This is a genomic window from Chryseobacterium sp. WG23 (genome assembly GCF_024586575.1).
Classification (GTDB): domain Bacteria; phylum Bacteroidota; class Bacteroidia; order Flavobacteriales; family Weeksellaceae; genus Chryseobacterium.
In genome coordinates this window covers 357,773-383,543 of sequence record NZ_JALCZE010000002.1, presented here as the reverse complement: position 1 = coordinate 383,543, position 25,771 = coordinate 357,773, and the positions used below count along the sequence as shown (strand labels likewise).

Annotated in this window: 20 protein-coding genes and 1 pseudogene; 16 read left to right on the top strand and 5 right to left on the bottom strand. The window is 36.5% G+C overall.

Annotated elements, in window-relative coordinates:
* Positions 1 to 258: 258 nt before the first annotated feature.
* Entirely contained in the window at positions 259 to 465 is a 207-nt protein-coding gene (locus MP477_RS04460; protein WP_257189317.1) for a hypothetical protein, read from the bottom strand.
* A gap of 487 nt (positions 466 to 952) precedes the next feature.
* On the opposite strand from MP477_RS04460, the gene MP477_RS04455 reads away from it, so the two are divergent.
* The 6 genes from MP477_RS04455 to MP477_RS04430 all read left to right on the top strand — a co-directional run bounded on the left by MP477_RS04455 (position 953) and on the right by MP477_RS04430 (position 11,892).
* Complete coding sequence (locus tag MP477_RS04455; RefSeq protein ID WP_257189316.1) at positions 953 to 1,795, top strand: RteC domain-containing protein; 843 nt, start codon at positions 953 to 955, stop codon at positions 1,793 to 1,795.
* A 292-nt stretch (positions 1,796 to 2,087) separates the two neighbouring features.
* Positions 2,088 to 2,387, top strand: a complete 300-nt coding sequence (locus MP477_RS04450; RefSeq protein ID WP_062648270.1) for a helix-turn-helix domain-containing protein — start codon at positions 2,088 to 2,090, stop codon at positions 2,385 to 2,387.
* A gap of 72 nt (positions 2,388 to 2,459) precedes the next feature.
* Entirely contained in the window at positions 2,460 to 3,866 is a 1,407-nt protein-coding gene (locus MP477_RS04445; RefSeq protein ID WP_257189315.1) for a DUF3945 domain-containing protein, read from the top strand.
* A gap of 11 nt (positions 3,867 to 3,877) precedes the next feature.
* The gene (locus MP477_RS04440; RefSeq protein ID WP_257189314.1) at positions 3,878 to 5,962 is read left to right on the top strand and encodes a type IA DNA topoisomerase; all 2,085 of its coding nucleotides are present in this window, start codon (positions 3,878 to 3,880) and stop codon (positions 5,960 to 5,962) included.
* A gap of 172 nt (positions 5,963 to 6,134) precedes the next feature.
* The gene (locus MP477_RS04435) at positions 6,135 to 6,572 is read left to right on the top strand and encodes a DUF1896 domain-containing protein (RefSeq protein WP_257189313.1); all 438 of its coding nucleotides are present in this window, start codon (positions 6,135 to 6,137) and stop codon (positions 6,570 to 6,572) included.
* The gene (locus MP477_RS04430; RefSeq protein ID WP_257189312.1) at positions 6,559 to 11,892 is read left to right on the top strand and encodes an N-6 DNA methylase; all 5,334 of its coding nucleotides are present in this window, start codon (positions 6,559 to 6,561) and stop codon (positions 11,890 to 11,892) included. The genes MP477_RS04435 and MP477_RS04430 overlap by 14 nt, the downstream gene beginning before the upstream one ends.
* A 72-nt stretch (positions 11,893 to 11,964) precedes the next feature.
* Here the strand turns inward: MP477_RS04430 and MP477_RS04425 are convergent, their stop codons facing one another.
* Together MP477_RS04425 and mobC are read right to left on the bottom strand one after the other, a co-directional pair.
* Positions 11,965 to 12,804, bottom strand: coding sequence for a hypothetical protein (locus MP477_RS04425; RefSeq protein WP_257189311.1), 840 nt, complete (start codon positions 12,802 to 12,804; stop codon positions 11,965 to 11,967).
* A 165-nt stretch (positions 12,805 to 12,969) separates the two neighbouring features.
* A pseudogene (mobC, locus tag MP477_RS04420) lies at positions 12,970 to 15,008 on the bottom strand (conjugal transfer protein MobC).
* Between the two features lie 232 nt (positions 15,009 to 15,240).
* On the opposite strand from mobC, the gene MP477_RS04415 reads away from it, so the two are divergent.
* From MP477_RS04415 to MP477_RS04395, 5 genes are all read left to right on the top strand, one after another.
* On the top strand, positions 15,241 to 15,495 hold the full coding sequence (locus MP477_RS04415) for a hypothetical protein (RefSeq protein WP_257189310.1): 255 nt from the start codon (positions 15,241 to 15,243) through the stop codon (positions 15,493 to 15,495).
* A 547-nt stretch (positions 15,496 to 16,042) separates the two neighbouring features.
* Entirely contained in the window at positions 16,043 to 16,729 is a 687-nt protein-coding gene (locus tag MP477_RS04410) for a hypothetical protein (protein WP_257189309.1), read from the top strand.
* Between the two features lie 266 nt (positions 16,730 to 16,995).
* Positions 16,996 to 18,063, top strand: coding sequence for a DUF262 domain-containing protein (locus MP477_RS04405; RefSeq protein ID WP_257189308.1), 1,068 nt, complete (start codon positions 16,996 to 16,998; stop codon positions 18,061 to 18,063).
* Positions 18,060 to 19,157, top strand: a complete 1,098-nt coding sequence (locus tag MP477_RS04400) for a DUF3696 domain-containing protein (protein WP_257189307.1) — start codon at positions 18,060 to 18,062, stop codon at positions 19,155 to 19,157. Before MP477_RS04405 ends, MP477_RS04400 begins: the two co-directional genes overlap by 4 nt.
* Before the next feature lie 2 nt (positions 19,158 to 19,159).
* On the top strand, positions 19,160 to 20,068 hold the full coding sequence (locus MP477_RS04395; RefSeq protein ID WP_257189306.1) for a hypothetical protein: 909 nt from the start codon (positions 19,160 to 19,162) through the stop codon (positions 20,066 to 20,068).
* A 45-nt stretch (positions 20,069 to 20,113) separates the two neighbouring features.
* Here MP477_RS04395 and MP477_RS04390 read toward each other — a convergent pair whose 3' ends face one another.
* Both MP477_RS04390 and mobA read right to left on the bottom strand, forming a co-directional pair.
* Positions 20,114 to 21,400, bottom strand: coding sequence for a relaxase/mobilization nuclease domain-containing protein (locus MP477_RS04390; RefSeq protein WP_257189305.1), 1,287 nt, complete (start codon positions 21,398 to 21,400; stop codon positions 20,114 to 20,116).
* Positions 21,400 to 21,825: a conjugal transfer protein MobA gene (gene mobA, locus MP477_RS04385; RefSeq protein ID WP_257189304.1), complete on the bottom strand. Its 426-nt coding sequence runs from the start codon at positions 21,823 to 21,825 to the stop codon at positions 21,400 to 21,402. Before mobA ends, MP477_RS04390 begins: the two co-directional genes overlap by 1 nt.
* A 676-nt stretch (positions 21,826 to 22,501) precedes the next feature.
* Here mobA and MP477_RS04380 point away from each other — a divergent pair.
* The 5 genes from MP477_RS04380 (at position 22,502) to MP477_RS04360 (ending at position 25,604) form a co-directional block, all read left to right on the top strand.
* Complete coding sequence (locus MP477_RS04380; RefSeq protein ID WP_257189303.1) at positions 22,502 to 23,269, top strand: ParA family protein; 768 nt, start codon at positions 22,502 to 22,504, stop codon at positions 23,267 to 23,269.
* A 12-nt stretch (positions 23,270 to 23,281) separates the two neighbouring features.
* Positions 23,282 to 23,683, top strand: a complete 402-nt coding sequence (locus MP477_RS04375) for a DUF3408 domain-containing protein (protein ID WP_257189302.1) — start codon at positions 23,282 to 23,284, stop codon at positions 23,681 to 23,683.
* Between the two features lie 6 nt (positions 23,684 to 23,689).
* A complete protein-coding gene (locus tag MP477_RS04370; protein ID WP_257189301.1) occupies positions 23,690 to 23,986 on the top strand; it encodes a DUF3408 domain-containing protein in 297 nt (98 codons plus the stop codon).
* A 6-nt stretch (positions 23,987 to 23,992) separates the two neighbouring features.
* Positions 23,993 to 24,598: a hypothetical protein gene (locus tag MP477_RS04365; RefSeq protein ID WP_257189300.1), complete on the top strand. Its 606-nt coding sequence runs from the start codon at positions 23,993 to 23,995 to the stop codon at positions 24,596 to 24,598.
* Positions 24,599 to 24,806: 208 nt separating this feature from the next.
* Positions 24,807 to 25,604: a hypothetical protein gene (locus MP477_RS04360; protein ID WP_257189299.1), complete on the top strand. Its 798-nt coding sequence runs from the start codon at positions 24,807 to 24,809 to the stop codon at positions 25,602 to 25,604.
* The last annotated feature ends 167 nt before the right edge of the window (positions 25,605 to 25,771 follow it).

Genomic DNA, 25,771 nt, shown 5'->3' with positions numbered 1-25,771 from the left:
GTCCTATACGAAATTATGGTCGCATTGCTTTTTAAAGCCATCGCCAGGTTCTTTAAATGCAAAGTTGCATATTTGGAAAATAAAACCTGCTGTTTTCAGAACGCAGCAAATAATATATACCACTTTTTAAATACATTATATTATTTGTATCCTGTTGTAGGAATCCTAAAATATCTTGATGAAAGTGGAATTAATTAAACATAACCTTTGTAAATATTGTTAAATCGCCCTTTAAACTTTGTTTAATGGGCGATTTAATTAAATGTATTCTTTTACATACCATGCCAAATGGAAGATGTCTGTTGGATTGTACTCGAAGTTTTCCTTCGGTTCAATGTCAATGCTTAAATCATTGATTTTGACGTCATATTTATAGAAAAATCCTGTTATAAATATACAATCATTATCTTCTTTTGCCCTGATGAGAGCCTTGATAGCATCAGAACCTGGTAATTGAATTTTCATAGCACCAAGATAAAAAAATAAAAAAAAGATGAATTACGGGTAACCATAAAACCAACAAAAAAATATGTCAATTTATTCATTGGTTAGTGTGAAAAAAATAGGAATAGATTTTGAAAAGGAAAGAAACCTTGGAATGTAAGTTGATAAGCAGCAATAAGACCTTACTAATGTCAAATATTAAGTTGTTAATTTAACTATTATAAGAGAACTATTATTTAATTATTCTATTTATCACACTATTTTAAAGTATAATCTTTGTTTTATTGAGAAAGAGTAATTTGGTAATGAGCAAACATATTTCATGGAAATGCACATTTTGTGCACATCCGTACGAATTCTGATTTAGTGGCGTCGAATAATAAACGGCCTATTCTATTGATTTTTAGAAAAAAAATATATTGTATATTTAATTTTATATCTCAACGTGGAGAGATATAATTTAAAGGGAAAACGACTGTGTGGGGGTTATCACTTTAAAAAAGTCACCATGAAACAATTATATAAGAATATTCTATTATCAGTCAAACATGAGGAAAAGAATGTACGACATAAATCGAAAAGCACCATTGAAGAAGCCTATCATATGGTCTCTTTTCTTCGTAAATTATTGAGCGATCTTAAAAGACAAATAGCTACGAGCGGTTTTGCCACAGTTGATGAAGAGATAGCTTTTTTTAAAACTATCAAACCAGAGATTTTGGGAAAACTTATTTATTATAATAGGCTTGTCCGTTTGGAAGTTATCAACCCGGAACGGTATGAACTGATACAAGCTTATTATAGCGACCAGATCAAGCTTTTAAATAAAGAGTATAAAAAGCATCTGGAGAGTTCAGATTTTTACTGGTATTATCGTTCTGGGAGAAGCGACAAGGATCTTTCTTATTTTAGACTGGGGAATATCAATTTCTTCGATGGTGTAGACAGTTTCTTCTTTGAAGTTGATTTAGAATTTTCCACGTATTACGACTATAAAGTCGCTCAAATCATAGCAATGGACCACCTTTGTTCACATTTCTTGTCGATAATTAATCAGAAAGATACAAATTATACTGGTGTTTCTTCTACTTCTGAAAGTGGCAGTTTTTCCTGGACGGATTCGAAGAATGCATTAATTGAACTTATTTATGCCTTGCATGCGGCAGGTAGCGTATCTAATGGAAGAACGGGTTTGCGAAAATTGAGCAAGCTATTTGAGGATCTTTTTGAAGTTAACCTTGGAGATATTCATCATGCCTTCCATCAGATGAAGTTCAGGGCAGGAGAAAAAACGAGTTATCTACTTTTTCTTAAAAACTCCTTAGAACAATATATGGATAAAGAACTTTGAGTTATCCAGCGAGTTACTTTTACAGGACAGGTAATCAAATCGATAACCTGTTTTTTTTTGCCAAAATATTGCTGCCAGTTAGCTTACTTAAAATTAATTCTTGCATTAGCCGGGAGATGACCTTCTGTACGTACCAAGACAGTAGTCATGGAATACCAATGGCAATTATTCTAAATACTTAAAAAAAAGCGAAAAAAAGATTTGTTTCTCTTGGTATGACCTTGCTATAGCCTTGTACGATTTGATGGAAAATCAAGGTCAATTTTGGTAATGTAAATCAAATGTAAATGCTATGAATATAGATCGAGTTGAATTCCTCGCATGGATGGATCGTATCATGAAGAGATTTGACATTCTCGCTGGGGATCTTGAAATCCGGGACAAAAAGAGATTGAGTATTGACGGTGAAGAACTGCTCGATAATCAAGATGTTCTTCAAATGCTAAAAATTACTTACCGCTGTCTGCAGCGTTACCGCACAATCGGCAGAATAAAATTTTTCACGATCAGTGGTAAGATTTATTACAAAAGTAGTGATGTGCAGCAATTCATAAGGGATAGCTATCATGGCGGAAAGTATAGGCAAAAATAGGTTGCAGAAGGAAATAGTAAAAAGATGCAACTGTTTCCGCTCTACATTCGAAACATCTTAAACATTTATATTATGAATGAACAATCAAAAACTGACGAAAAGGTAGCCAAAGCCCTAGAGCCGCTATCCGATATCCTATTGGTTCTTGACAAGGTTAAGAATAGGATAGAAGCTGTAAAAGGCATTGATCAGGAGGGAAAACTTCAAACCGGTGAGCCTAAACAGAAAAATTTGCTGGACTTTATGCGTATAGATAAAAGCGATATTTTCAGCAATTTCTTTTCCAATTTCTGGCGAAAACTGAATGATCCCACAGGATACAAGTTCTTTAAAATTGCGGACGTTGATCTGGAAGCGGTGGCAAAGAAATTACAGGCTGCTCTTGATAATCCCACCCCGGAAGGAAACAAGCTTCTTGATGCATTGGAAGTAAAACATGACGATAAACAAAAAAAGCAAGACATGGAAACGAAACAGGAATTTAATCGGGGAAATGGTAGGGAAGATACCAAACCTAATTATCGGTATAATGCTGATGACATAGACTGGAATACAGCGCACAAATTTGGTTTGAACAGGGATTTGTTAGAGAAAAATGGACAATTGGATAAATTGTTAAAAGGTTACAAATCAGATACGATATTTAAGATCGAGGGGAACTTTGAAGGGTTGGCTTTAAAAGGAGATGCGCGTTTGTCATTAAGACAGGTCGATAATAAAATCGTTATTTTGACACACGGTATAAGACATAAAGCTCCGTTAGAATCTCCTTTCTATGGACACAGATTTACCAGGGAAGATAAAGAGAACCTGATGAACACTGGTAATATGGGACGGACGGTAGAATTGAGGAATTCACAGGGTATTTCAGTGAAATCATTGATCAGTTTGGACAAGTACACCAAAGAGCCAGTTTCATATCCAGTGGAATGGATTAAAATCAATGATAAATTTGGTGGAGTGAAATTAAATAAGGAACAGAAACAAGACCTTATGGAGGGAAAGCCGATACTTGTTGAAGGGATGGTGAATACAAAAACAGGCGAACTGTTTAATCAAATGTTGCAGTTCAGTGCAGACGACCGAAAAATTGTATTTGCTGGTGGTAAAGATGGGCTAAATAATGAACAACAGTTAACAAGGGTAATTCCGCCCATCTTTAGGGACCGACAGCTATCCGAGAAAGAACAGGAGTTATTAAAAGAGGGTAAAGCAGTTTATCTGGAAGATCTGGTCAATAAGGATCAGAACAGGTTATATTCCGGTTATGCTTTTTATAATGAAGAAAAAGGTAAAGTTGATTTTTCATTTCAAAAACCCAATTTGGAAAATCAGCTGGAGCAGGTGTTAGGCAACGGAGATAAGAAACAGCAGCAGGCTCTGGTACAAAAGGAGGCTTCAAAACAAGCAGCGGGAATTAGTGCAACGAAAAATGCGCCGGAAAGAAAGACTCCATCCAGAAGGCCAAAACTACATTAAAGTAATTCGTGATGAAAGCAATCTTAGCTGAAAAACCCTCGGTAGCGTATGAACTGGCAAGAATAGTAGGTGCTACGGAAAGAAAGGACGGATATTTTGTTGGAGATGATTTTATTGTTACGTGGGCTTTTGGTCATCTTGTCGGGCTGGGAATGCCGGAAGATTATGGGATTAAGGGATTCAACAGGGAATCCCTACCCATAATTCCTGATAAATTTATACTGACCTGTAGAAAAGTAAAGGCTTCTAGGGGATATGTTTTTGATGAAGGTTCGAAGCGGCAACTGGAAATAATTGGGCGAGTTTTTGAAAAGTGCAATAGCATTATTGTTGCTACCGATGCAGGAAGGGAAGGCGAAGTAATCTTCAGATACATCTATGAATATCTAGGATGCCAAAAACCATTTGAGCGGCTTTGGATCAGCAGCTTGACGGAGAAAGCCATTATTAGTGGTTTAAATAATTTAAGGGATGGAGCTGACTTTGATGGTCTATATTATGCAGGACGTGAACGGTCACAAGCTGATTGGCTGGTAGGTATCAATGCGACCCAAGCATTGACGATCAGTGTAGGGGATGGATTATATTCTTTGGGACGGGTTCAAACACCTACTTTATCCCTTATCTGTAAGAGATATTTAGATCATAAATCGTTCGAAATAAAAAATTATTTCCAGATTGAGCTTGCGCATCAAAAAGAAGGCATTATTTTCAAGAGTTTATCAGTTGATAAATGGGAAGAGCAAACCAAAGTAGAATCTGCAATAAGATCGATTGAGCGTGCTGGAATTGTAAATATTGTGGAAGTTGAAAAGAAATCCAGTTCATTGCAGGCACCATTGCTTTTTGATCTAACGGGCCTCCAAAAAGAAGCTAACAAGAAGTTGGGTTTTTCAGCGGAAAAAACACTTGAAATAGCGCAGAGTTTATATGAAAAGAAATTCATAAGCTATCCCCGGACAGGATCGAAGTATATTCCCGAAGACGTATGGAGCGAGATTCCAAATCTGATTATTGCTTTAGGAGCTTCAAGCATCTTCAGGGAAAAGGTTGAAAAGGTTAAATGGGAAAGGTATAACAAACATATTGTCAATGATGTTAAAGTAACTGATCATCATGGAATATTAATAACAGAGCATATACCGACCATATTGGACGCTCATGAAAATGCATTATATGATATGATCGCCTGCCGTCTTCTTGAAGCCATTTCACCAGCCTGCCACCGGGAAATTACCTCAGCAACGTTAGAGATCCTCCATTATAATTTTGCAATTAAAGCAATAAAGATTATTTCTCCGGGCTGGAAGCTGATCAACGGAAATTTTAATGATGAAGAAGACGAAGTTATCCTTGACCTACCAGAACTTGGGAAGGGTACTCATTTGCAAGTAACAGATGCAAAGCTACTGTCCAAGAAGACCAAGCCACCAGCATTGTTTACTGAGGCTGAACTTCTATCAGCAATGGAGAATGCCGGGAACAGCATCGAGAATATTGAAGAGAAAAAGGTTCTTAAAAGTGTAGGAATAGGCACACCGGCTACGCGAGCTTCTGTTATTGAAACATTGTTCGCAAGGGATTATATCCGTCGGGAGAAGAAATCAATCATTCCGACCGAAAAAGGGCTTCTTGTTTATCAGATAGTAGCGAATAAGAAGATCGCTGATGTGGCAATGACCGCGCAATGGGAGCTCGCATTTGAAAAGATCCAGAATAATGAAATGGTTGCCACGGAATTTCATATTGAACTTGAAACACTAACAAAAGAGATTACCAAGGAACTTCTAATAGTGAAAAGTGGACAGGTTGGACAACAGGATCTATGCTGTCCACTATGCGGCAATAAGGTATATATACGTGAGAAGTTAATTAAATGTAGCAGTATTGATTGCGAGTGGAAGCTTTTTCGGAAGGTGTGTGAAGTACAGCTGACATATAAAGATATAGAAGCATTGCTTACGAAGAAGCGAACCCCACTAATCAGAAAGATGGTAGGCCGTAGCGGAAAACCGTTTGATGCCTATATTTTGTTGTCGCAAGAGGGTGTTACTTCCTTTGAGTTTGAGCAGAAAAAGAAAAGAAGGTTCAGATAGTTTTCATGATGTGATTTGGTGCGAAGCCTGAGATCCACGGTGATTTCAGGCTTCTTTTTTTGCCGCATTTTTCAATTAGGAAAACAGCGGACATTTTAGGTAAGAATACCCACCAAAAGGCTTTTAAAGGTGCGCTGTGGCTAGGTTTACATGACAAGTAAATTTTTGACACATGAAAAAAGAACAAAAGGATTTTTCCTACTACCAACTAAAGCTTCAAGAGCATATAGAGGCGAGTTTTCCAGAACGATTAGGAGACACTAAATTTATCCAGCAACGTGCAAGATGGGCAGCTAATGCCTATGAAGGTGCATTTCGATCAGGTAATCATATTAATAAATGCAATGAGATCGCAGATTATATCCTTTATGAGGGATTGCATTTTTCAAAGTTTGACTCCTTATTTGAAGTACTGACCTATGAGTTTCCTGATGTATTTGATGAGCTTGATTTCAGGGATTTTGCGTTAAAGGTTCTGTCTTTATGTGATGAGATTTTCGGCCAATATGAGCTGACTGATGACTTCGCGTATACGACCGATTATGATCTGTTGTACACTGAATTAACTGGTTTCATCGCTATATGGATTGAGCAAAATGGGATTCGATAAGAAGCACCATTTACGGCATAATATTGATGCAATCAGGACAATCTTCAACCTTGAAAAAGATGGGCGGGATGCTACTGAGGATGAAAAACTATTAATGAGTAATTTTTCAGGATTCGGTGGATTAAAGTTTATATTAAATCCAGTTGGCCTACCGGAGCACATCAACCGATGGAAGGCTTCTGATATGCCATACTTTCCCATGACACAGGAATTGTTCATGCTCATTAAGGATAATTCAGAAAATGAAGCCATCTACCAGGAGTATATATCTAAAATTAAAGGTTCTATCCTTGATGCATTTTACACACCCAAGGCAGTTACCAAGAGTATTGCAAATGTTATCAGAGAAACAGGAATAACCATCAGTACCATGCTGGAGCCTTCTGCAGGCGTAGGCGCATTTATAGCACCGTTTAAGGATCTCAAAGATATCTGTATAACGGCTTATGAACAGGATATATTAACCGGGAAGATCCTGCAAAGTCTGCATGGTTCTAATATGGATATTCGTATTGATAGCTTTGAAAACATCGAGGCAGAGGATTCCGGATACGATCTTATAATAGGAAACATTCCTTTTGGAACCACTGCCATTTACGATCTAACTTATTCCAGAGGAAAAGATCAAGCCCGAAAATTTGCTGCGCAGAGCATCCACAATTATTTCTTTTTAAAGGCTACAGACAAGCTTAGGGAAGGTGGGCTGCTTGCATTTATAACAACACAGGGAATTCTCAATAGCCCGTCCAACTACTTGATCCGAGAGGCGCTAATGCAGGAGCACCAACTAATTTCGGCACTACGTTTACCCAATAATCTATTCGAAGAAAGTGGAACATCCGTGGGAACCGACCTAATTGTTTTACAAAAGAACACCCGATCGCGTTCCTTTTCTATTCGAACCCTTGATTTTATGGGTATAAAGGAAAATTGTAACCTACTATTTCACAATCCTAATCATATCATTGCCACACGATCATTTCAGGAAACAGATCAATACGGAAAGCCAACGACAATACATATTCATGAGGGTGGTATTGAAGCAATTTCTGAAGATCTGTATAAAAGGCTCTCAGATGATTTCAAGCAGTATTTCAACATTGAATTGTTTGAACAATTTAAAGTAGGTGCTAATTCCAATAGAATTGTATTAAGACCGGTTGCTATACAAACAGAAAAAAAACAAGTTCAAGCAATCGGTCAGGAAAAAGCCACACAGCTCAGTCTCTTTTCCGGGCAGGCAATCAATGAAATGTCGGTTAAAAAGACCAAAAGGAAGAACGGAAAAACTGTACAAAATAAGGCTATTAATGCAAAGCAGCTTTCTTTTTTTGATTTCAATGAAATTGGTTCAGTGGACAATAGTGAGAAACTGAATCGTGAATTAATAGAAAATGACGTTAATAGAAAACCTCATAAGCAATCTTCTAGTGCTGTAAAGAAAAACGTTGAATTTCCTTCATTATTCCATGAAATTCCCGATGAAAAGGTTCATAAAAAAGAACCTGAGGTATTTGAGGGCCAAAGAAAAGCATTTTATCGAGATAATACTTTAGTTATAGCTGATGGCAGGGCAGGACAGCTGAAATTAAACCGCCGTGACGGATCTTATTTCTTTCAACCTATCAACTTATCGATTAGAGACAAGAAGCGTGTAGAAAGCTACATCAAGCTACGGGATTGTTACCATGTGTTATATGATTTTGAAGCAAATAACCAGCAGGAGGATAAAGAAAACAGGACTCTACTGAATAATACTTATGATGATTTTGTTGACCGGTTTGGAAATTTAAACGCTGCGGACAACATTAAATTCATCAAGATGGATGCTTCAGGCAATGACGTTCCGTATTTGGAGCGAGCTGTTGGAGGTGTGATCCATAAGTCCGACATTTTTAACCATCCCGTAAGCTTCTCAACGAGGGAAATTATCGTAAGCAGCGCTTCAGAGGCTTTGTCTGCCTCACTAAATCAGTCAGGTAAGGTCGATTTATCCTATATGACACAGATTAGTGGTATTGCTGAAAGTGAACTACGAGATAACTTAAAGGGCCAGATTTTTTATAATCCACTCTCCGGCAACATGGAGGTTTCTCAAAAGTTCCTGGCTGGAAATGTAATTGTAAAGGCTAGACAAGTAGGAGAATACCTTGCCACTCATCCTGATGATGGAGAGGCTCAAGAAAGCCTGGAAGCCCTTGAAAAGGTCAGGCCAGATCCGATAAAATTTGATGAGCTGGATTTTAATCTGGGCGAACGTTGGATCGGTTCTGATATCTACAACAGTTTTGCAAGCTATCTTTTTGATGCGGATGTTAAGATCTACTATTCGGAAAGCAGTGATGATTTTTCGGTAAATGCTAAATCTAGCAATATAAAAATTACTGAGAAATATGCTATAAAATCTGAGAGCAGGACATTCGACGGCTTGAACCTACTTCGGCATGCATTGGTGAATACAACACCTGACATCACAAAAACAGATTACTTGGCGGACGGCACAGCAATAAAGGTCAAAGATATGGATGCGATTCAGGTAGCCAATGGAAAAATTGATGAGATCCGGAATGAATTTACGGACTGGCTCTACAGGCAGAATGATGATTTCAAGGCTAAGCTTACCGAGCGCTATAATGAGCTCTTTAATTGCCATGTAAGACCCCATTATGACGGTGGTCACCAAACATTTCCGGGACTTGACCGACGTGCTGTTGAAATAGAGGATCTATATGACAGTCAGAAAGATGCCATCTACATGTTGAAAAGCAACAATGGAGGAATTTGTGACCATGAGGTTGGAGGAGGAAAGACGCTTATTATGTGTGCGTGTGCTCAGGAAATGAAAAGGCTGGCATTGGTTCATAAGCCAATGATCATTGCCTTAAAAGCTAATGTCCACGAAATTGCTGAAACCTATAGAAAAGCTTACCCATTTGCGAAAATTTTATACCCGGGTAAGAAAGATTTCACACCACAGAAAAGGCTTAAGATCTTTGGCGACATCAAGAATAATGACTGGGACTGCATTATCCTCACTCATGATCAGTTTGGAATGATTCCGCAGTCACCTGAATTACAAAAAGAGATCTTACAAGCAGAACTTTTGTCGGTTGAACAGAATCTTGATGCAATGCGCAATCAGGGAAAAGATGTCTCTGGTGCAATGCTTAAAGGTGTGGAAATTAGGAAGAAGAACTTAAATGTAAAATTGAAGACACTAGAACATGATATTGAAAATCGGAAGGATGATATAGTTGATTTTAAAATGATGGGTATTGACCACCTGTTTGTTGATGAAAGCCATAAATTCAAAAATCTTATGTTCAATACACGTCATGAGCGGGTTGCAGGACTTGGAAACGTACAGGGAAGCCAAAAAGCGCTCAATCTTCTTTTTGCGATTCGGACAATTCAGGAGCGGAGTGGGAAAGATCTCGGCGCCACCTTTCTTTCGGGAACAACAATTTCTAACTCGTTGACAGAGTTATATTGTCTCTTTAAATATTTACGACCGAAAGCACTTGAGCGTCAAGGGATAAACTGTTTCGACGCTTGGGCGGCAATTTATGCCCGGAAATCTATTGATTATGAATTCTCTGTTGCTAATAATATCGTTCAAAAGGAGCGGTTCAGGCATTTTATCAAAGTTCCAGAGCTATCACAATTCTATACAGAAATTACCGATTATCGAACTGCCGCTGACATTGGAATTGACCGCCCCGAAAAAAACGAAGTTCTTTACCATATTCCTCCGACACCAGATCAGGAAATTTTCATCAAAAAGTTGATGGAATTTGCAAAAAGCGGTAACGCTGAATTACTTGGTCGAGCGCCTCTTACGCCGACAGAGCAGAAAGCCAAGATGCTGATTGCAACCGATTATGCAAGAAAAATGTCCTTGGATATGAGACTTATCTCTCCAAGATATGATGACGATCCAGGTAACAAAGCGTCGGTATGTGCAGCCAATATCGCAAAATATTATAAAGATTTTAATGCACAAAAAGGAACGCAATTTGTCTTCTCAGACTTGGGCACATTTAAACCTGGTGAGTGGAATATTTATAGTGAGATTAAGCGAAAACTTGTCGAAGATCATGATATTCCAGGTGATCAGATTCGTTTTATTCAGGAAGCAAAGACTGAAGATCAACGTAAGGAACTGATAAAAGCTACCAATGAAGGTAAGATCAGGGTTCTTTTTGGATCAACAGAAATGCTTGGAACAGGAGTGAATGCACAAAAACGGGCAGTTGCTGTGCATCATCTGGACATTCCTTGGCGCCCTTCTGATCTTGAACAACGGGATGGTCGTGCCGTACGAAAGGGTAACGAGATTGCTAAATTTTTTGCAGGAAACAAGGTCGATGTCTTCATTTATGCAGTTGAAAAATCCCTGGATGCTTACAAATTCAATACTTTAGCAAATAAACAACGTTTTATAGGCCAATTGAAGAGCAGTACGATAACTGTTAGAACGCTTGATGAAGGAGGTATGGACGAAGTTTCTGGGATGAACTTTTCCGAATATGTGGCATTACTTTCGGGTAATACCGATCTATTGGAAAAGGCAAAGATTGAAAAGAAGATTTCTGCACTGGAAAGTGAGAAACATGCTTTTTTACGGTCGAAGTGGAGCTCTTCCTCAAAACTGGAAAGCTTACTAGAAGAGGTTGAAACAAGGACTTTCAGATTGGAAAGATTGGGTGCAGACTGGAACAATTTTCAAAAGCGTCTCCAAAGGGCAAAAGATGGGAGTATTTTAAATCCGATTGTTTTGGATGGTTTATCAAAAGATGCAGACATTAAGGAAATTGGTGCTAAGCTCAATAAACTTTCCGCTTTTTCAAGGACCGGTGGAGATTATGAGGAAATAGGATCTCTATATGGTTTTCGGCTACTTGTAAAAACTGAAATGACACAGAAGGATAGTTCCGGCCTCCTTGAAAGGGATAACAGATTTTTTGTTTGCGGTGAGGGGAATATCAAGTATACTCATAATAATGGTATCATGGCAAATGATCCTGAGCGGGCGAGTTCAAATTTTATTAACGCCTTGCAGAAACTTCCGGGTCTTATTGAGGAAGAGGATAAAAAGCTCAAGCAACTAAAAGATGACCAACTTGTATTAAATGATATTGTGAATGGAACCTGGAACAAGGAAAAGCTGCTTTCCTTGCTGAAAACCGAGCTTGCGGCGGTAGAAAGATGTATCCAGATTTCTCTTGACGAGAGTAAAAACAATGTTGTTGATGAAAAGAATGATCAGATCATAGAAAAGCCTTCCAATGATAAAGTAAATATGAGACATAGGTTGTAATTGATAACACTTGATTCTAAACTCCAACAGCATGAATCATCACATAGGTGCTGATTAGTCTTTGCGAAATAGTTATCTGATTCTCATTCCTAGCGATTTAATTTTATCTGTTGACAGCTTTAATACGGGGGATTTTCCAACTAATACACCTGGTAGCTCCCTATATAGTTTTCCTTTGTTAATGGAATAGGACAGTAAATGATGTGTATAATCTTTTCCTGCCAGTATATGCAGCTTTTTCAGATTATCTATTTCATACCCATCAATTTTATTGGGAATACTTGCAAGACTTTTATGCAGTTGCTTGCAAAGTAAATTTAACTCTCGTTGGTCTTTTGAATGCAGGGCTTTATGAATGTTTTCTATCTGGCGACTATTTGCCGGAAGCACAGAAAGGTATGCGCTCTGCGGAAAATTGGACATAATATTTTTGTTAGTAATGGTAATTGTAGAAGGGTCAAAAATACAATATTCAACCTTATCCCTAGCGAATCCTGATATGATATGATCATAACCACGTTCTTTAAACAAATTTTGCGTATCTTCTGAGTTAAACGCTTCCATGAATTCCATGTATTCTCCCAGTCCAATCTCCTCATTAATAAATTCCAGAGCTTCCTCGGGATCGGATATATTTTCTTCAAATATAATATTCACAATGTCAGGAGCTTGATCTGCAGCATTGAATACCTTGTCTAAATTCAGCGGTTTTTTTAAGTTAACGTGGCACTCTAACACCTTGTCACCGAAAAGTTGGGCCATACCGATCTCTTTTATAAAATGTATACCTCGGTGACAATTTTCCTGCTGAGTATTTTGTCCCAGATACTCAAGGGAAAATTCATTAAAATCAATGTTGGTACCATGATATAGGGTGTGGATGTTAGGTTGTTTAATTGTTGGTGAATCCATATTTACTCGAATTTTTATTAATATTTTGATGATTTACACAAAATCCAAAACCAACCTCGATACCATTAAATTTAATTTCCATCAGCAGGGTTAGGGTAATGTTATATCGGAGATTGGTAGTTCGAGCATAGTTGTATGTTTTTTGACTTTTTTCTTTTTTTGTAATCAGTCCTGTCGGATCAAATGGGCGAGATCAGGATCGTTCTGTATACGTGACATTTCTTTTTCAATTATGGTTGTCACATCCTGTTTAATCTTCTTATAATTTTCGTTAATTTCCAGTTCCATAATATCTTCACCGGAATCGGATAAGAAAGATCGAATCTGGGGAATAGGTTTATAATTCTTCGTTTCGTTTGCAACTTTCTCGGTATCAACAACAATCTGTGCATGGAATATCTTCTGTTCTATTTTCTCACCAAAATTGTCAGCGACAGCTCCAACAAACATTCCTTGTGATAGAGTTGAAATCTTAGATGCTGGAATCAAGCTATCAAGCTGTGTAGAAATAGAGGAACTTGTGTCATTTCTATTGATACTGATGGACTGCCTTTTTTGTACTATTTTCCCGAATCTTTCAGCAAGATTTTTTGCGGTTTCTCCAACAACTTGTCCGGAGAAAATGTTCCCTACAGTGTTCTGGATTACTTTGGCTTCTTTGTCGCCATAATCTCTGATGAGTTGTGAGAAATCTTGAAAACCTAGGCATACCGCTACTTTGTTACTTCGCGCTGTTGCAATAAGGTTATCTAGTCCTCTAAAGTATATGGTTGGTAGCTCATCAATAATCACCGAACTTTTCAATTTTCCTTTTTTATTTATCATTTTTACAATTCGTGAATTATATAGGCCCAGAGCGGCTGAGTAAATATTTTGGCGGTCAGGATTATTTCCAACGCATAAAATCTTAGGTTCAGCGGGATTATTTATGTCAAGAGAGAAGTCGTCTCCGGTCATTACATAATAGAGCTGCGGGGAAATCATCCTTGAAAGCGGAATCTTAGCGGATGCTATTTGACCTTGAAGCTGGTCTTGCGCACCTCCTTCCCAAGCGTCTAAAAAAGGGCTTAAGTAATTTTCAAGTTCGGGATAACTGGTAAGGATTGTGAAGAGATCAGCATATTTTTTGTTCAGCAGTTCAATTGCGTGGGGGAATGTACAATATTTACCATTTTCATAGACTTTCAGATACCAAATAATTGCTGCAAGTAATATAATTGGCGATTCCACGAAAAAATCCCCACTTTTCTGAATCCACGACTTATTGAGGTTCAACATAATAGTGTAAGCAGATTCGTAAGCATCTGATATATCCGTCATGAATTTTGGGCTGAGGGGGTTGCAACGGTGACTTTTGCGTGGATCATCAAAGTTGATTACATAGAATTGTGGCTTTATTTTGTATTGATTGGAATGTTTTAAAAGATGGTTATAAGCGATGACTGAAAGATCGTCGAACTTGAAGTCATAGATGTACATCGCGAAACCTTTTTCAATATGCTGTTTGATATAATTGTTTATAACAGCATATGATTTACCTGATCCATTTTTGTCAGGGGTTGCCGGGCTACTTAATTAAAAATAGCCCGGCAACCCCCGGGGGTACCAAGAACGATGGAGGCCCTAAAAACGTTTACAACAGAGATCCAACCGTCATTCCATTTCCCTTTGTAGTAAAACTTTGTAGGTAGGTTAACGGAATATTCGTTCTCAATTAGACGTGTCTCCTGCATAAAACTTTCATTTTCCGTATTGAATGGGTCATCCATTAACCTGTTCCTTAGGAGCCTGCTCATCCATAATCCCGCAACCATCAGCAATATGAATCCTGCGGAGGTTGTCAACATGTATAATGTACTTGAAAATTGAAGTAGTGGAAAATTTAGTAAGTAGAGGATAGAACCGATAATAAGGTACATATTTATATTTTGCCATTTAATTTTTTCATTTTTAACACCTTTAGTACCTAAGCAGCTCAATGCTAATAAAATCAGTGCGAATAGCTTACTGTTAAAAGAATTATTGAATAGACCGGAGGTCTTTTGAAAATTCTGAAGTATTTTTTCAATCACCTCCAGCGTCCATCCTTTCCCATGAAAAAATGAATAGCAAAACCAATAAAAATTCATTAGAACCAACAGGATGCTGACTGCGCGCATAAATGCCATTATTTTTGCGAGTCCTCTTAAATCGTCTTCTTGCATAAGTAAATATTTTCACATAGATAATATCGGTATGCATGAAAATCCGAGATGTTGTTGGTAGCGGTATAAGTTTTCCTTTGATGTCTTATATGAAGGATAAAAGTTTCACTTTGGATCTCATCTAATAGCATTGCGGCCGGTATTTTTTTAAACTAGGAATATTCACAAAGAATTTCTATTTTGAGATAAAATTTATATTCTTATAAAGAATTTCGGAAGTGGATATTTTGGTATGCTAGGTATAATCGGACAATATGAAGGACATTTTAGTAAACAGACTTTTAGGATTACGTTTAAGGGCCGTGATTTCCAAATATTATTATTAAAAAAGGATTTAACAAAGGAACAAGAAGAATTCTCGGTTTTATTAGACGGATTGGTTCAAAAGCTTCTTAAGAAGAATGACAAGTGGCACTTTGAACATGGAGAGGATCAGGATTTGGCTGAAGACATCTGGCGTCAGATTGCTCTTCGTTATAGGTTCTAATATTCATGAGCTTCAAGTGAATATTTTCCGAAAACAATGAAAAAAGTTATACTTTAATCAACAGAAAGCTTTAGTGATTTTTTATGAAAATAGATTTAAAGATGCCTAAAGAGTTTGTTCTTTTTATAAAGGGATCTATCTATTCCAATTTGATAACGAGCTGGGTTATGATTAACCATCTTGGATAAAGAGAAAGAATTACTGTGCTGAATTGACCGAATACAATTTCCGTGGGCTTGTATGTTTGATCAAGAAGGACGGAAAGTAGAACTTCGATCGATCCGGATCTTGCTTCTGATATTTGGCGTCAGATTTCTCTTCGATATAGATTTTGATTTCTAAACAATAAAAAAGCTCATATAAAATGAAGAATAAAAATCAAAATATTTTCCTATATTTGTTACAGGCTTTACAGAAGCTTGCCACTTGTCATAGCGAAGCTATTTTAGCACTGTATTTTACTTTTCATTCCCACTTTAACAAATTTCTTGTAAGGGGTTTTGGTTGACAGGTGACATTATTTCTATGCAAGATATATTGTTAGAACATGGAAAAAAAAGTACATGGGCATACTGCTGATTATATTAAGCGTATTGCAAAATCGATTAAAAAGAATCAAAATATTTCTCATCATGAGGCTCTCGAGCTTGCCTCAAAACAAAACGGATTTCATGGCTGGAAGCATTTTCAAAATTTGCTTAATAAATCTGGTGTGGCAACTATCGTAAATTTGAGAACTGAAATAAAGCAAGAAATTTTAAAATCAAAAAACCCTTATCGTAATTTATTGGTAGCTGGACTGAATGAAATCTTAAAACAAAACAAAGATTTTTTACAAATTGACAAGAATAAGAATGATGACGAAGGGCACATTTTCGTGGAATTGTTTGGATATCCAAGCGTTGTGATATGGAGGGAGATTAGTTATGGGGAAATATCATTAGCGATTTGGTGGAAATACGATCACGCTAAGCATCCACAAGCTAACCTTACAGGTAATGCTCGTGAAGACTTTCGTAGTACAAGCCCTCTAGCTAATATAGCACACTACAAAAAATTCGTTGGAGTTGTTGTTCATGGCTGGGTTGAAAGAGAAACAGGGAAATATATTCAAGGATCCGGTGGAGATTACATTACTCGTGAGTATTCAAGACGGGGAGAGAAAGCTGAATTAGACAAATTACCATTTGTTGAACCTAACGGATTTAAGACTGAAGGTATATTTTTTAAATAATATTTATATGCTGGGACTCTTCAAGTTCCAGCTTTTTATTTAAGTCTTGTTTTCTCTACTAAATTAGAAATCACTAAAGAAGTAGGGAAATTTGGATTTACTAGATTTTTCGAATGAAGGAATGTATAAAAAACAATATCTTTACAGCTTTAGAATAAGCTCCCAATGCACTTTGATAATTAAAAAAACATGATTTTTTTCAGAAGCTGATATTTAGTGGTAAATAGCAGATTGGAATAACATAGTTAAAAAAATATTCCTCAATAATGAACGATTGGTTAAATATAGACAAACAATTTCCATATAACCCTAATGATGTTGATATAAGGCAGCAGCAATTCCCTGTTTTTCATTTACTTAAAATGATAGAACATCATAGGATAGAATTGTGGAGAGAGGAATATTATCAGAGAAAAGGTAATTCATGGAATAAAGCACAGATGAGTAGATTAATTGAATCTATTATTATGAGGATTCCATTACCAATATTTTATTTTGACGGAAGTGATGAACCTTGGAAAGTTATAGATGGATTAAATCGTCTAAATACTCTATACTCTTATATTTTCGAAAAAACATGGGGGTTGGAAGGGCTTGAGTTTATGACAGATTTCACGGGTTATAAGTTTTCTGATCTACCTTATCAATACCAACGAGCAATTGAGGAGACTGTATTACAGGCATATATCATCAATCCTGGTACTCCAAACCGGGTAAAATTAAATATATTCCAACGTATTAATACAGGTGGTAAATCACTGAGTAATCAAGAAGTTCGAAATGCTTATTATTCTGGAATTTCAAGGGAATTTATTTCTAAACTAGCATCATCAAAAGCATTTCTGGATGCTACTCAAGGGAAAGTTCCCACCAGCAGGATGAGAGATAAAGAGGTGATTTTGCGTTTTGTCGCTTTTTACCAGTTTCTTGAACGATATGGTACACCGATGGAAGGTTTTTTGGATTTTGCCATGGAGCAAATTGAGTCAATGAATGACCTTGAGACAGTTGAAATTCAATTTGAGAAAAGTATGAAATTATGTTCCCAGATTTTTGGGGATAAGGCTTTTTTCATATTGGATAGGAACAAAAACAAAACTGGTTCTAAAATAAATGTAGCTCTGTTTGAGACACTCTCGGTAAATTTTGCCCTTTTGAGTGATGATGATGCTAAGAAATTACTGAATATGCAGAAAAGAGTTTTTTCGCATTTTGTGATGTTATTTCATGATATTGATTTTCACAAATCGATATCTTCTAGTACATCTAGTAAAAAGGCTGTGTATACCAGATTTGGAGAGGTTAATAATTTATTAAATTTTTTGTTAAAATGATTAGTGATTTAAGGTTATTTCAGTTTAAAAAATTTAAGGATGAACATATTGAATTGTTTCCATTAACGTTATTAACGGGAATTAATGGTATGGGGAAATCGTCCGTTATTCAATCTTTATTGATTTTGAGGCAGAGTTTTGATAAAGGTGCTTTGCAAACTTATAATACTCTTTTAATAGAAGATGATCTAGTAAACCTTATTAGTCCATATGAGATGCTGTATGCTGACGCTACAACTCCAGTTGTTGGCATCTCTATAGAAGATGAGGATTGTGGGCCCGCAGGATGGAAGGTTTTAGCAGAAGGAGATGTAAATAATATTCCTTTAATCGAAATGGCAGATTCTAAAATTTTTAAGTCTGCTCTTTTTTCGAGTACCTTTCAATACCTCAATGCAGAACGTATTGGACCAAGACCAACTTATGATAAACTAACAATCAAGAGGCCCCATAGTCAAATTGGCTACAAAGGAGAGTTTGTTGCTAACAGAATTTTGGAGGCATTGCAAAATAATGAGGTTGTTGAATTAAAAAGTTTGGTACAGAATAGTCCTAGCAATAAAGTTTATGATCTACTTTCTTATTGGGTTAGCGAAATTATATACCCCGGTTCAAAGGTAACAGCACATAATAAAACTACCACCGCTATTGAACTAAAATATACCTTTAAAGATCAAACGACTAAGACCTTTAATCCTATGAATATAGGATTTGGTTTTTCTTATGCTTTGCCGGTTATTTTGTCAGTGCTCACAGCTAAGGAAAATTCGATATTGATAGTTGAAAATCCTGAGGCGCATTTACATCCACGAGGCCAATCAAGAATGGGCCAACTTTTGGCGTTAGCTGCTGAGAGTGGAGTTCAAATAATCATCGAAACACACAGCGATCATCTTTTGAATGGAATAAGGGTTGCAGTAAAACAAAAGCAATTAGCACCAAATAATACGCAGATACACTTTTTTACCAATGAATTTATAGGTACAATGAAACAATCATTTCAGATACAAGAAGGAGGTGAACTTGAAAGGTGGCCACAGGGCTTTTTTGATGAATGGGATAATATGTTGAGTAAATTATTAAGAGACATTTAATAATGGAATTGCATATTAATGATCTTTCTTTTCAAAGAACTTTCGTAGTTGAGGATAAAGAAAAAATGATTGTAGATTTTTTGAGTATTTGTGACACGACAAAACAATATTATTTAGAAAAAATTGTTGTGCCTGCTGATTATTTAAATAAGGATATAGGACGTGAATTTTCCTTTTCAAGTAGCTTTTTCCAAATTCCTGATAAAGAATTTAAGGACGACCTCACAACTCATTCAAGGATCAGAAGTCTTTTTGCCAACAGATTTAAAATCATACAATCTAGTGATCAAGGTGAAGTATTATATTGGATCGAATGGCGTGAATTAGAATCTGAGTTTTTGAAGGCGGCCAATTCACATAACTGTCCAGTGTTAAGTTTTAGAACACATTTGGATTTTGAAAATAGTACAATTAATGTCCAAAAAGTTATTCTTGCCGATAATGATGAGCAAATCAAATCGGATGAAATAATTGGAAATATTAGTGAACCTACACATTTTAGAATTCATAATGAAATCCTTTCACGTTGGAAATTAAAGCAAGCTGAACTAAATAGTAAATGGACTCCCTTAACCAGTCCGTTCCGATTCCATGAGCAAATGCGAGATTATCTAACCACTATTAAGTATGATGAACAAATGCAAAATATTGATGATCATCAGCGAGTGACCTTGGCTAGAACCATTGGAAAAGTAATTGCGGAAATGAATGGATGGCAGCACCATATGGAACTTTCAAGAAAGAATGATAGAGTAGTGTTTAAAGCACTTAACAATACAGTTTATTTGGCTATTGACACTGAGACAGTATCTTTCGAACTTCATGATAGGCGGGGAAATCACAGAGGTGAGTATAATTTCTACGGGGAAATACTTGAAGATCCTAAAGGACATAAATTGAATGTTAGTTAGAATATATTAAATAGCTATATTTTGCTGGTAGTCCGAACTTGAGATTTACTTTCTTTTTATTTTTTTTCTTCTTCTCTTCATATTGAATTCGAAGTTTTTTTCTTCCGGATCTTCTGACAATGTATTGAGTAATAGAGCATCTATTAATCCAATTTCATCTATAATTTTTGAGGCATCAAACATAAAAGAAAATATAGGATGGATTTCTTCTGAAACTTTGGTCATGGAAATTTCATTAGTATCCATTTTTGTATCAGGTATCGTCCTTTTGATTACTGTTTTATAAATTTGTTTGTTTTGAGAGAACCATTCCTGAAAAGCATTTGCTGAGAATTGTTTACCTAATTGAGAACCGTTAAAAACATTTCTTGTATTGTGATCAACAAATGTAATTCCAAAAAGACGACCATCTTCGTTCCTATGGGTGACAAAGTTAATACCTTTTTGAGTGAGGTATTTTTTTAAAGCAGTTTCATTCGAACTTGCGGACATAGCTTCTATAATAATCTGAATGGTTTTGGCTTTAATTCCGAGATCTATTTTTTTGCTCTCTTCAAAATGCACTTTTAGAGCAGCTAACCCCGCATGTTTACCAAACAGGGATGATTTGAACGGATTGCTTGACTTATTACCGGCATTATCGATTGCGAAATAAACCAAACCATCTTTAAGTACACCGTTATCTTCTTTTTTGATATGTTCTACAGTGATATTAAATAATGCTAATAGGGCATTATAAGATCCTAAAGTCTGAAATCTATAATATTTAGGGAGATATCTAACAACTGATGCTACCTGACTTTTAATGTTTCCCTTCCTGACGTCAATTGGTCGAAAAAGTGCTTCATTCGCAGTCTGCTGTTTTTCCGTGATCTGTGTTAAATTATAATCATTTTCTATCTGTCTACAGATTTCCAGCGAACGCTTTTTCTCGAAGGAATCCGAAATCTTATTACCGTTTTTGTCTACTGTTGTGGAGACTATATGTATATGTGAACGTTCTATGTCAGTATGTTTGAAGATGACATATGGTTGGTCGCCATATCCCAATTTTAGCATGTATTCGTTAGCAATCTTTACATAGTCTTCATCTAAAATAACATCTGTTGGATTTGGATTAAGAGAAATATGCAGCGCTGTTTTCTCGGTGTTTTTATTAGCTAGCAAATAAGGTGCAAAGGAAGACAAAAGTTGCATTGCAGTATAATTACCATCAGCGGTTTCCTTCATATTATGAAGGTGGAGAATATTTCCATTATTATTAAGAACTTTAATTTGATTGTAGAGTAAAGCTCCATATATATTCGTTCCTCTTCCAATTTTTGCCACCATCAATTTTCTTTTTTTAGGAGGTATTCCGCTTCAAAGTGTTTGGTGAGGATCAGTATTTCTTTGCATAATTTCGATAATTCAAGGGTATGCTGTTCTAATTTACCAATATAGAGTATTGTTTTTTTATCACTGAAGTTTGTATGAAGTACCTTTACGACCTGATTGTAATTCACGCCAATGGCTCTGAATTGCGCGAAAAACTGCGATAATTTTGTTGTGTATTCGTTTGCGCCGGCATCTATTTTTATTGATTTTATCCTCCTTTCAAATAATAATGATACGATAAATTTTGCTTTTGTATCAAGTCCGCTCTGCTCGAATAGAGATAAGAACCTCGTGTTTTCTATATCTGTTAATCGAAAAACATAACGATGAACAGCTCTGTTCAATTTTGGATTTCTGCCGCCTCTGTGTAGTGCTTTCATATCTTTTTTGTCAAAATATATCTGTTTTCACTGTAGGAAGCAGGAGTTTTGCTCGTTCTTTCCTAATTCGGCCTTTGATAGCCGAAAAGAATACAATAAACGATAAAAAATTAATATAGGTGCATCCGACTTCGGAGGATGCACTAAGCTCTCTGCAGGAGCAAGTCGTTTTGAGGCACAAAACGAGTTTTGAGGCACTCAAAACACAACTTGCTCCGTTCACGGGAACGGAAATAGTAAGAAGTATTAGCATAGCTGCTAATCTTAAAAGAATTCGGTCAATTACGGAAAATATAGGCTGCTATGTTCAAGTCAGCCTTAATCTCTTTTAAAACTGGTTTTCTTTACAACAAAGCGGGAAGATTGGTTAAACTGCATTGTTGGAGGTTTGGTAATAGGTCAATTTTCAGGTAATAAAAGTATTAGGTTTTAAAACTATAAAAATATAAAAGTATAAAAGCGGTAAAATAGGAAAAATGTCTTTTGTGTAAACATCTAAGTGGTTCTACAATTTATTTGACAACAATTTTGCCGGTTTGGTAAATATAAAAAAGGTAAAGCAGAAACGTCTAGACAAGGTTTTATACCTCGTCATTTTTTAAGGTAAAAGGTAAAACGAATTCCTGCATTTCCCAATTCGAAGTAAAATGGTAAAACAATTAATAACATGTAAGCAATGGAAAAAACAAAGAAAACTTTAAAGGTTAGCATTTATACTCAAAAAGGCGGCGTGGGTAAATCTACAATTACGACTTTGCTGGCAAGTGTCCTGCATTATCGGTTAGGTTTTAATGTTCTAGTTATGGATTGTGATTTTCCGCAGCATAGTCTTAGCAATATGAGAGAAAGGGATAAAACGAGTATCATGAATAGTGAACATCATAAAAGGGCAGCCATGAAGCAGTTCCAGACAATTAACAAGAAAGCATATCCGATCATAAAGAGCAAGGCCGACACCGCATTGGAAACAGCTGCTGCGAATATGGGCCAGCTTGCTGTAGAGCCTGATATTGTGTTCTTTGATTTGCCAGGCACAGCCAATACCAAAGGAGTATTAACCGCGCTGAAGGCAATGGATTTTATTTTCTCTCCGATTACAGCTGATCGTCTCGTTGTGGAGAGTACACTCGCATTCAGCAAAGCATTTCGGCAGCTTCCACCATCCGATGATGAAAATAAAGCGTTGGCACTATGGCTTTTTTGGAATCAGGTCGATGGCCGGGAAAAGACAGGTCTTTATAAGGCATACCAAAATGTGATCGATGAGCTTGATCTACTTATCATGAAAACGGGCATCCGAGATAGCAAACGATTTAGAAAAGAAACAGATGATACGATCAATTATGTGTTTAGGTCCAGTCTTCTACCGGCTGAGTTACAACTATTAAAGTTGACTCGACTTGACCTTTTTATTGCGGAGTTTCTTAAAATCACCCACCTATAAATACTTGAGAATATGAACAGAGGAAAGGGACGAAAAGATTTTGAAAAACCTATCGTTGATGAAGACTATCTCATGCAGATTATGAGTGGGGATGAGCCAGCTTCAGAGAGGGTTGTGCAGAAACAGGACGAACAAAAAGAGAGCAAACCGCGTGAACGGGCAAGATCGACAGCACCTAAAATAGTGGATTATGAGGAAACGTTTCTTGTTAATAGTTTTCCTTCTGGCAGAACCGGAAAGGTGGTGTATATCCGATCAGAATTCCATGAGCGTTTGCTTAGGATAGTACAATTGACGAGGGAAGATAAAGTAACTTTATACTCCTATATAGACAATATTTTGGAATATCACTTCAGGGAATTTGGAGATGACATTACAAATTACTTTAATGACCGCTTTAAACCAATAATCTAAAGGACCATGAAAAAGACAAATAACAAAGTTGAAGTTACAATCAAGGTAAGTCAAGAAACAGGAACTGCTAAAATAACATATGGAAAGATGTTCCTGGATCAAAGAAATATGGATAAGAGAGGTGAAAAAAGTATCTATTTGCGAGCAGAGTATCATAAGCGCTTATCGCGGATTGCCCAAATAATAGGGGGAGACAAAATTCCACTTTATGTATATCTGGACAATATACTTTCCCATCATTTTGATCTTTTTGAGACATTGATAATAGAAGAATTTGATGCTAACTGTAAACCACTTTTTTAATAGGCTATGGATGCATTAATACAAATTGTAATACTGGTCTGCCTTCTTATCGTGATCATTCTGCTTGCTATTGATAAGATTAAAATAGTAAAGTTCGAGAAAAAGGAAGAGCCAAAACCGGCTGAGACACAGTTGCCCGATATTATGGGAAAAGTCAATAAGGATATAGGAAATCAGCAATTACAAGGAGACAAAATATTTTCATCCAGGCAAAGTTTTAAAATTTTTGAATCCGAAAAAGATAGCGCTCAAGTTGCATTTATTACACAAAAAATGGAACCAATGGATGAATTTGAGGATGATGAATTGTCTGAAAGTGAGTTTCCACCTCATGATGACAGGTTCAGTCAGGGTGTTTCGCTTGACGAGCTGATGAAGGTCGGTAAACTTCTTGAACAGAATGATCTTGCGTTCCAACAGCAAAATGAAGTAATTGATGTAATGCAAAAAATACAAGGTACTGAGTTATACAGTTATTTGGAAAATTCCATTACAGACACTTCCAAAAGGGTAGCGTTACTTTTGGATCAAACTTTGGAAAACAATTACCAAACGCATTTTAATCGTGAGAATGGCGATTCCGATGAATTTAATATCAATGACTTTATATAGCACTAGTGTGCGCTTTCGTTTACATTTTTACAATCATAGATGGTTGTTTGATTATTGTATTAAGGAATGACCTTGTTTGTTGAGCGCTGACGATTAAGATATTGTAGGTCAAATAGTACATCAAAAATTTACTTTTAATGCAACGGTAATCTTTTCCAAGACTTTAGCGCAGTGAATATTTTAATACTAATATCAAAAAAGCTGTGTTATGGAAAACGAACTGCCAATTTATAATGATCCAGATTATGGAATCGAATTTATAGTGGATGTAAATAAATTTGAATTTCGGGAAAAGGCTAACCCTGAGAACTGTTTCGGGATAAAAGACATGATTGATCTTGGAGAAGATGGGTATAGTTTCTCGTATTTCGACAAATCTACTCGGAGAGACCTGTACATCACTCCTCCACAATTTGTGACTTTAGCTCCCCAGGATATGGCGAGAAAATATAATAAAGCTGTGGAAGAAGTTCTATTGCTGAGTGATTTTGAACTTATGGTCGACCAGCAGGCATTGTCAAGACGTATTAAAAATGGTCAGCTTCCAACGGTTGAAATAGGAGGTCATATTTTTTATGCCGAGGCACGGTTAGACTTATTACGACCTAAAGATGATTTTTCGACGATGGGAATAAGTTTCGAGGACTTGGATTACTACTTTGTTGAAAGTAAAGATTCATATGCATTCCCTTATGATCCCAAGACCCATTCTATAGCCGAGCGTGACTGGGAGAAAATACTAGAATATCCTAAAGACTTAATTTTTGTAGAGATCCCTCAGGTGAGAATTCTTGACCCTGTAGGATGGAATCGAAAATGGGGTTGGGGCGAAACCGAAGGATTAAAAGAAACAGGACTTCGACTTGAGTTTAAGGCTGAGACGATACCTTGGAACAAGACCGGAATTGACGAACTGATAGCTGAAAATAGATTGAAGCATCCTATAAAGAATGCAGATAATGAAAAAATGAGTGCTCCAAAGAAGAATAAAGGAAGGAAGATATAACTCAATATTTTTAACCGCCAAGATTTAAAACTTGGCGGTTTTTTTATGCCTAAAGGTTATGCCTATTAGGAAACCTTACGCCAATTTAGTCCTCAATATACCACTCTGCTCAATAGCCCTTCATTCCTGCTACACCTTTGTTTCCAAGCCCGTAGCTGCGGGTATTA

Excerpts from the sequence above, each read along its gene's own strand:
- MP477_RS04460 (WP_257189317.1), bottom strand. The coding sequence starts at position 465 with ATGAAAATTCAATTACCAGGTTCTGATGCTATCAAGGCTCTCATCAGG.
- MP477_RS04380 (WP_257189303.1), top strand. The coding sequence starts at position 22,502 with ATGGAAAAAACAAAGAAAACTTTAAAGGTTAGCATTTATACTCAAAAA.
- MP477_RS04360 (WP_257189299.1), top strand. The coding sequence starts at position 24,807 with ATGGAAAACGAACTGCCAATTTATAATGATCCAGATTATGGAATCGAA.
- MP477_RS04450 (WP_062648270.1), top strand. The coding sequence starts at position 2,088 with ATGAATATAGATCGAGTTGAATTCCTCGCATGGATGGATCGTATCATG.
- MP477_RS04375 (WP_257189302.1), top strand. The coding sequence starts at position 23,282 with ATGAACAGAGGAAAGGGACGAAAAGATTTTGAAAAACCTATCGTTGAT.
- MP477_RS04415 (WP_257189310.1), top strand. The coding sequence starts at position 15,241 with ATGCTAGGTATAATCGGACAATATGAAGGACATTTTAGTAAACAGACT.
- MP477_RS04400 (WP_257189307.1), top strand. The coding sequence starts at position 18,060 with ATGATTAGTGATTTAAGGTTATTTCAGTTTAAAAAATTTAAGGATGAA.
- MP477_RS04395 (WP_257189306.1), top strand. The coding sequence starts at position 19,160 with ATGGAATTGCATATTAATGATCTTTCTTTTCAAAGAACTTTCGTAGTT.
- MP477_RS04455 (WP_257189316.1), top strand. The coding sequence starts at position 953 with ATGAAACAATTATATAAGAATATTCTATTATCAGTCAAACATGAGGAA.
- MP477_RS04405 (WP_257189308.1), top strand. The coding sequence starts at position 16,996 with ATGAACGATTGGTTAAATATAGACAAACAATTTCCATATAACCCTAAT.
- MP477_RS04365 (WP_257189300.1), top strand. The coding sequence starts at position 23,993 with ATGGATGCATTAATACAAATTGTAATACTGGTCTGCCTTCTTATCGTG.
- mobA (WP_257189304.1), bottom strand. The coding sequence starts at position 21,825 with ATGAAAGCACTACACAGAGGCGGCAGAAATCCAAAATTGAACAGAGCT.
- MP477_RS04430 (WP_257189312.1), top strand. The coding sequence starts at position 6,559 with ATGGGATTCGATAAGAAGCACCATTTACGGCATAATATTGATGCAATC.
- MP477_RS04440 (WP_257189314.1), top strand. The coding sequence starts at position 3,878 with ATGAAAGCAATCTTAGCTGAAAAACCCTCGGTAGCGTATGAACTGGCA.
- MP477_RS04435 (WP_257189313.1), top strand. The coding sequence starts at position 6,135 with ATGAAAAAAGAACAAAAGGATTTTTCCTACTACCAACTAAAGCTTCAA.
- MP477_RS04445 (WP_257189315.1), top strand. The coding sequence starts at position 2,460 with ATGAATGAACAATCAAAAACTGACGAAAAGGTAGCCAAAGCCCTAGAG.
- MP477_RS04425 (WP_257189311.1), bottom strand. The coding sequence starts at position 12,804 with ATGGATTCACCAACAATTAAACAACCTAACATCCACACCCTATATCAT.
- MP477_RS04410 (WP_257189309.1), top strand. The coding sequence starts at position 16,043 with ATGGAAAAAAAAGTACATGGGCATACTGCTGATTATATTAAGCGTATT.
- MP477_RS04390 (WP_257189305.1), bottom strand. The coding sequence starts at position 21,400 with ATGGTGGCAAAAATTGGAAGAGGAACGAATATATATGGAGCTTTACTC.
- MP477_RS04370 (WP_257189301.1), top strand. The coding sequence starts at position 23,690 with ATGAAAAAGACAAATAACAAAGTTGAAGTTACAATCAAGGTAAGTCAA.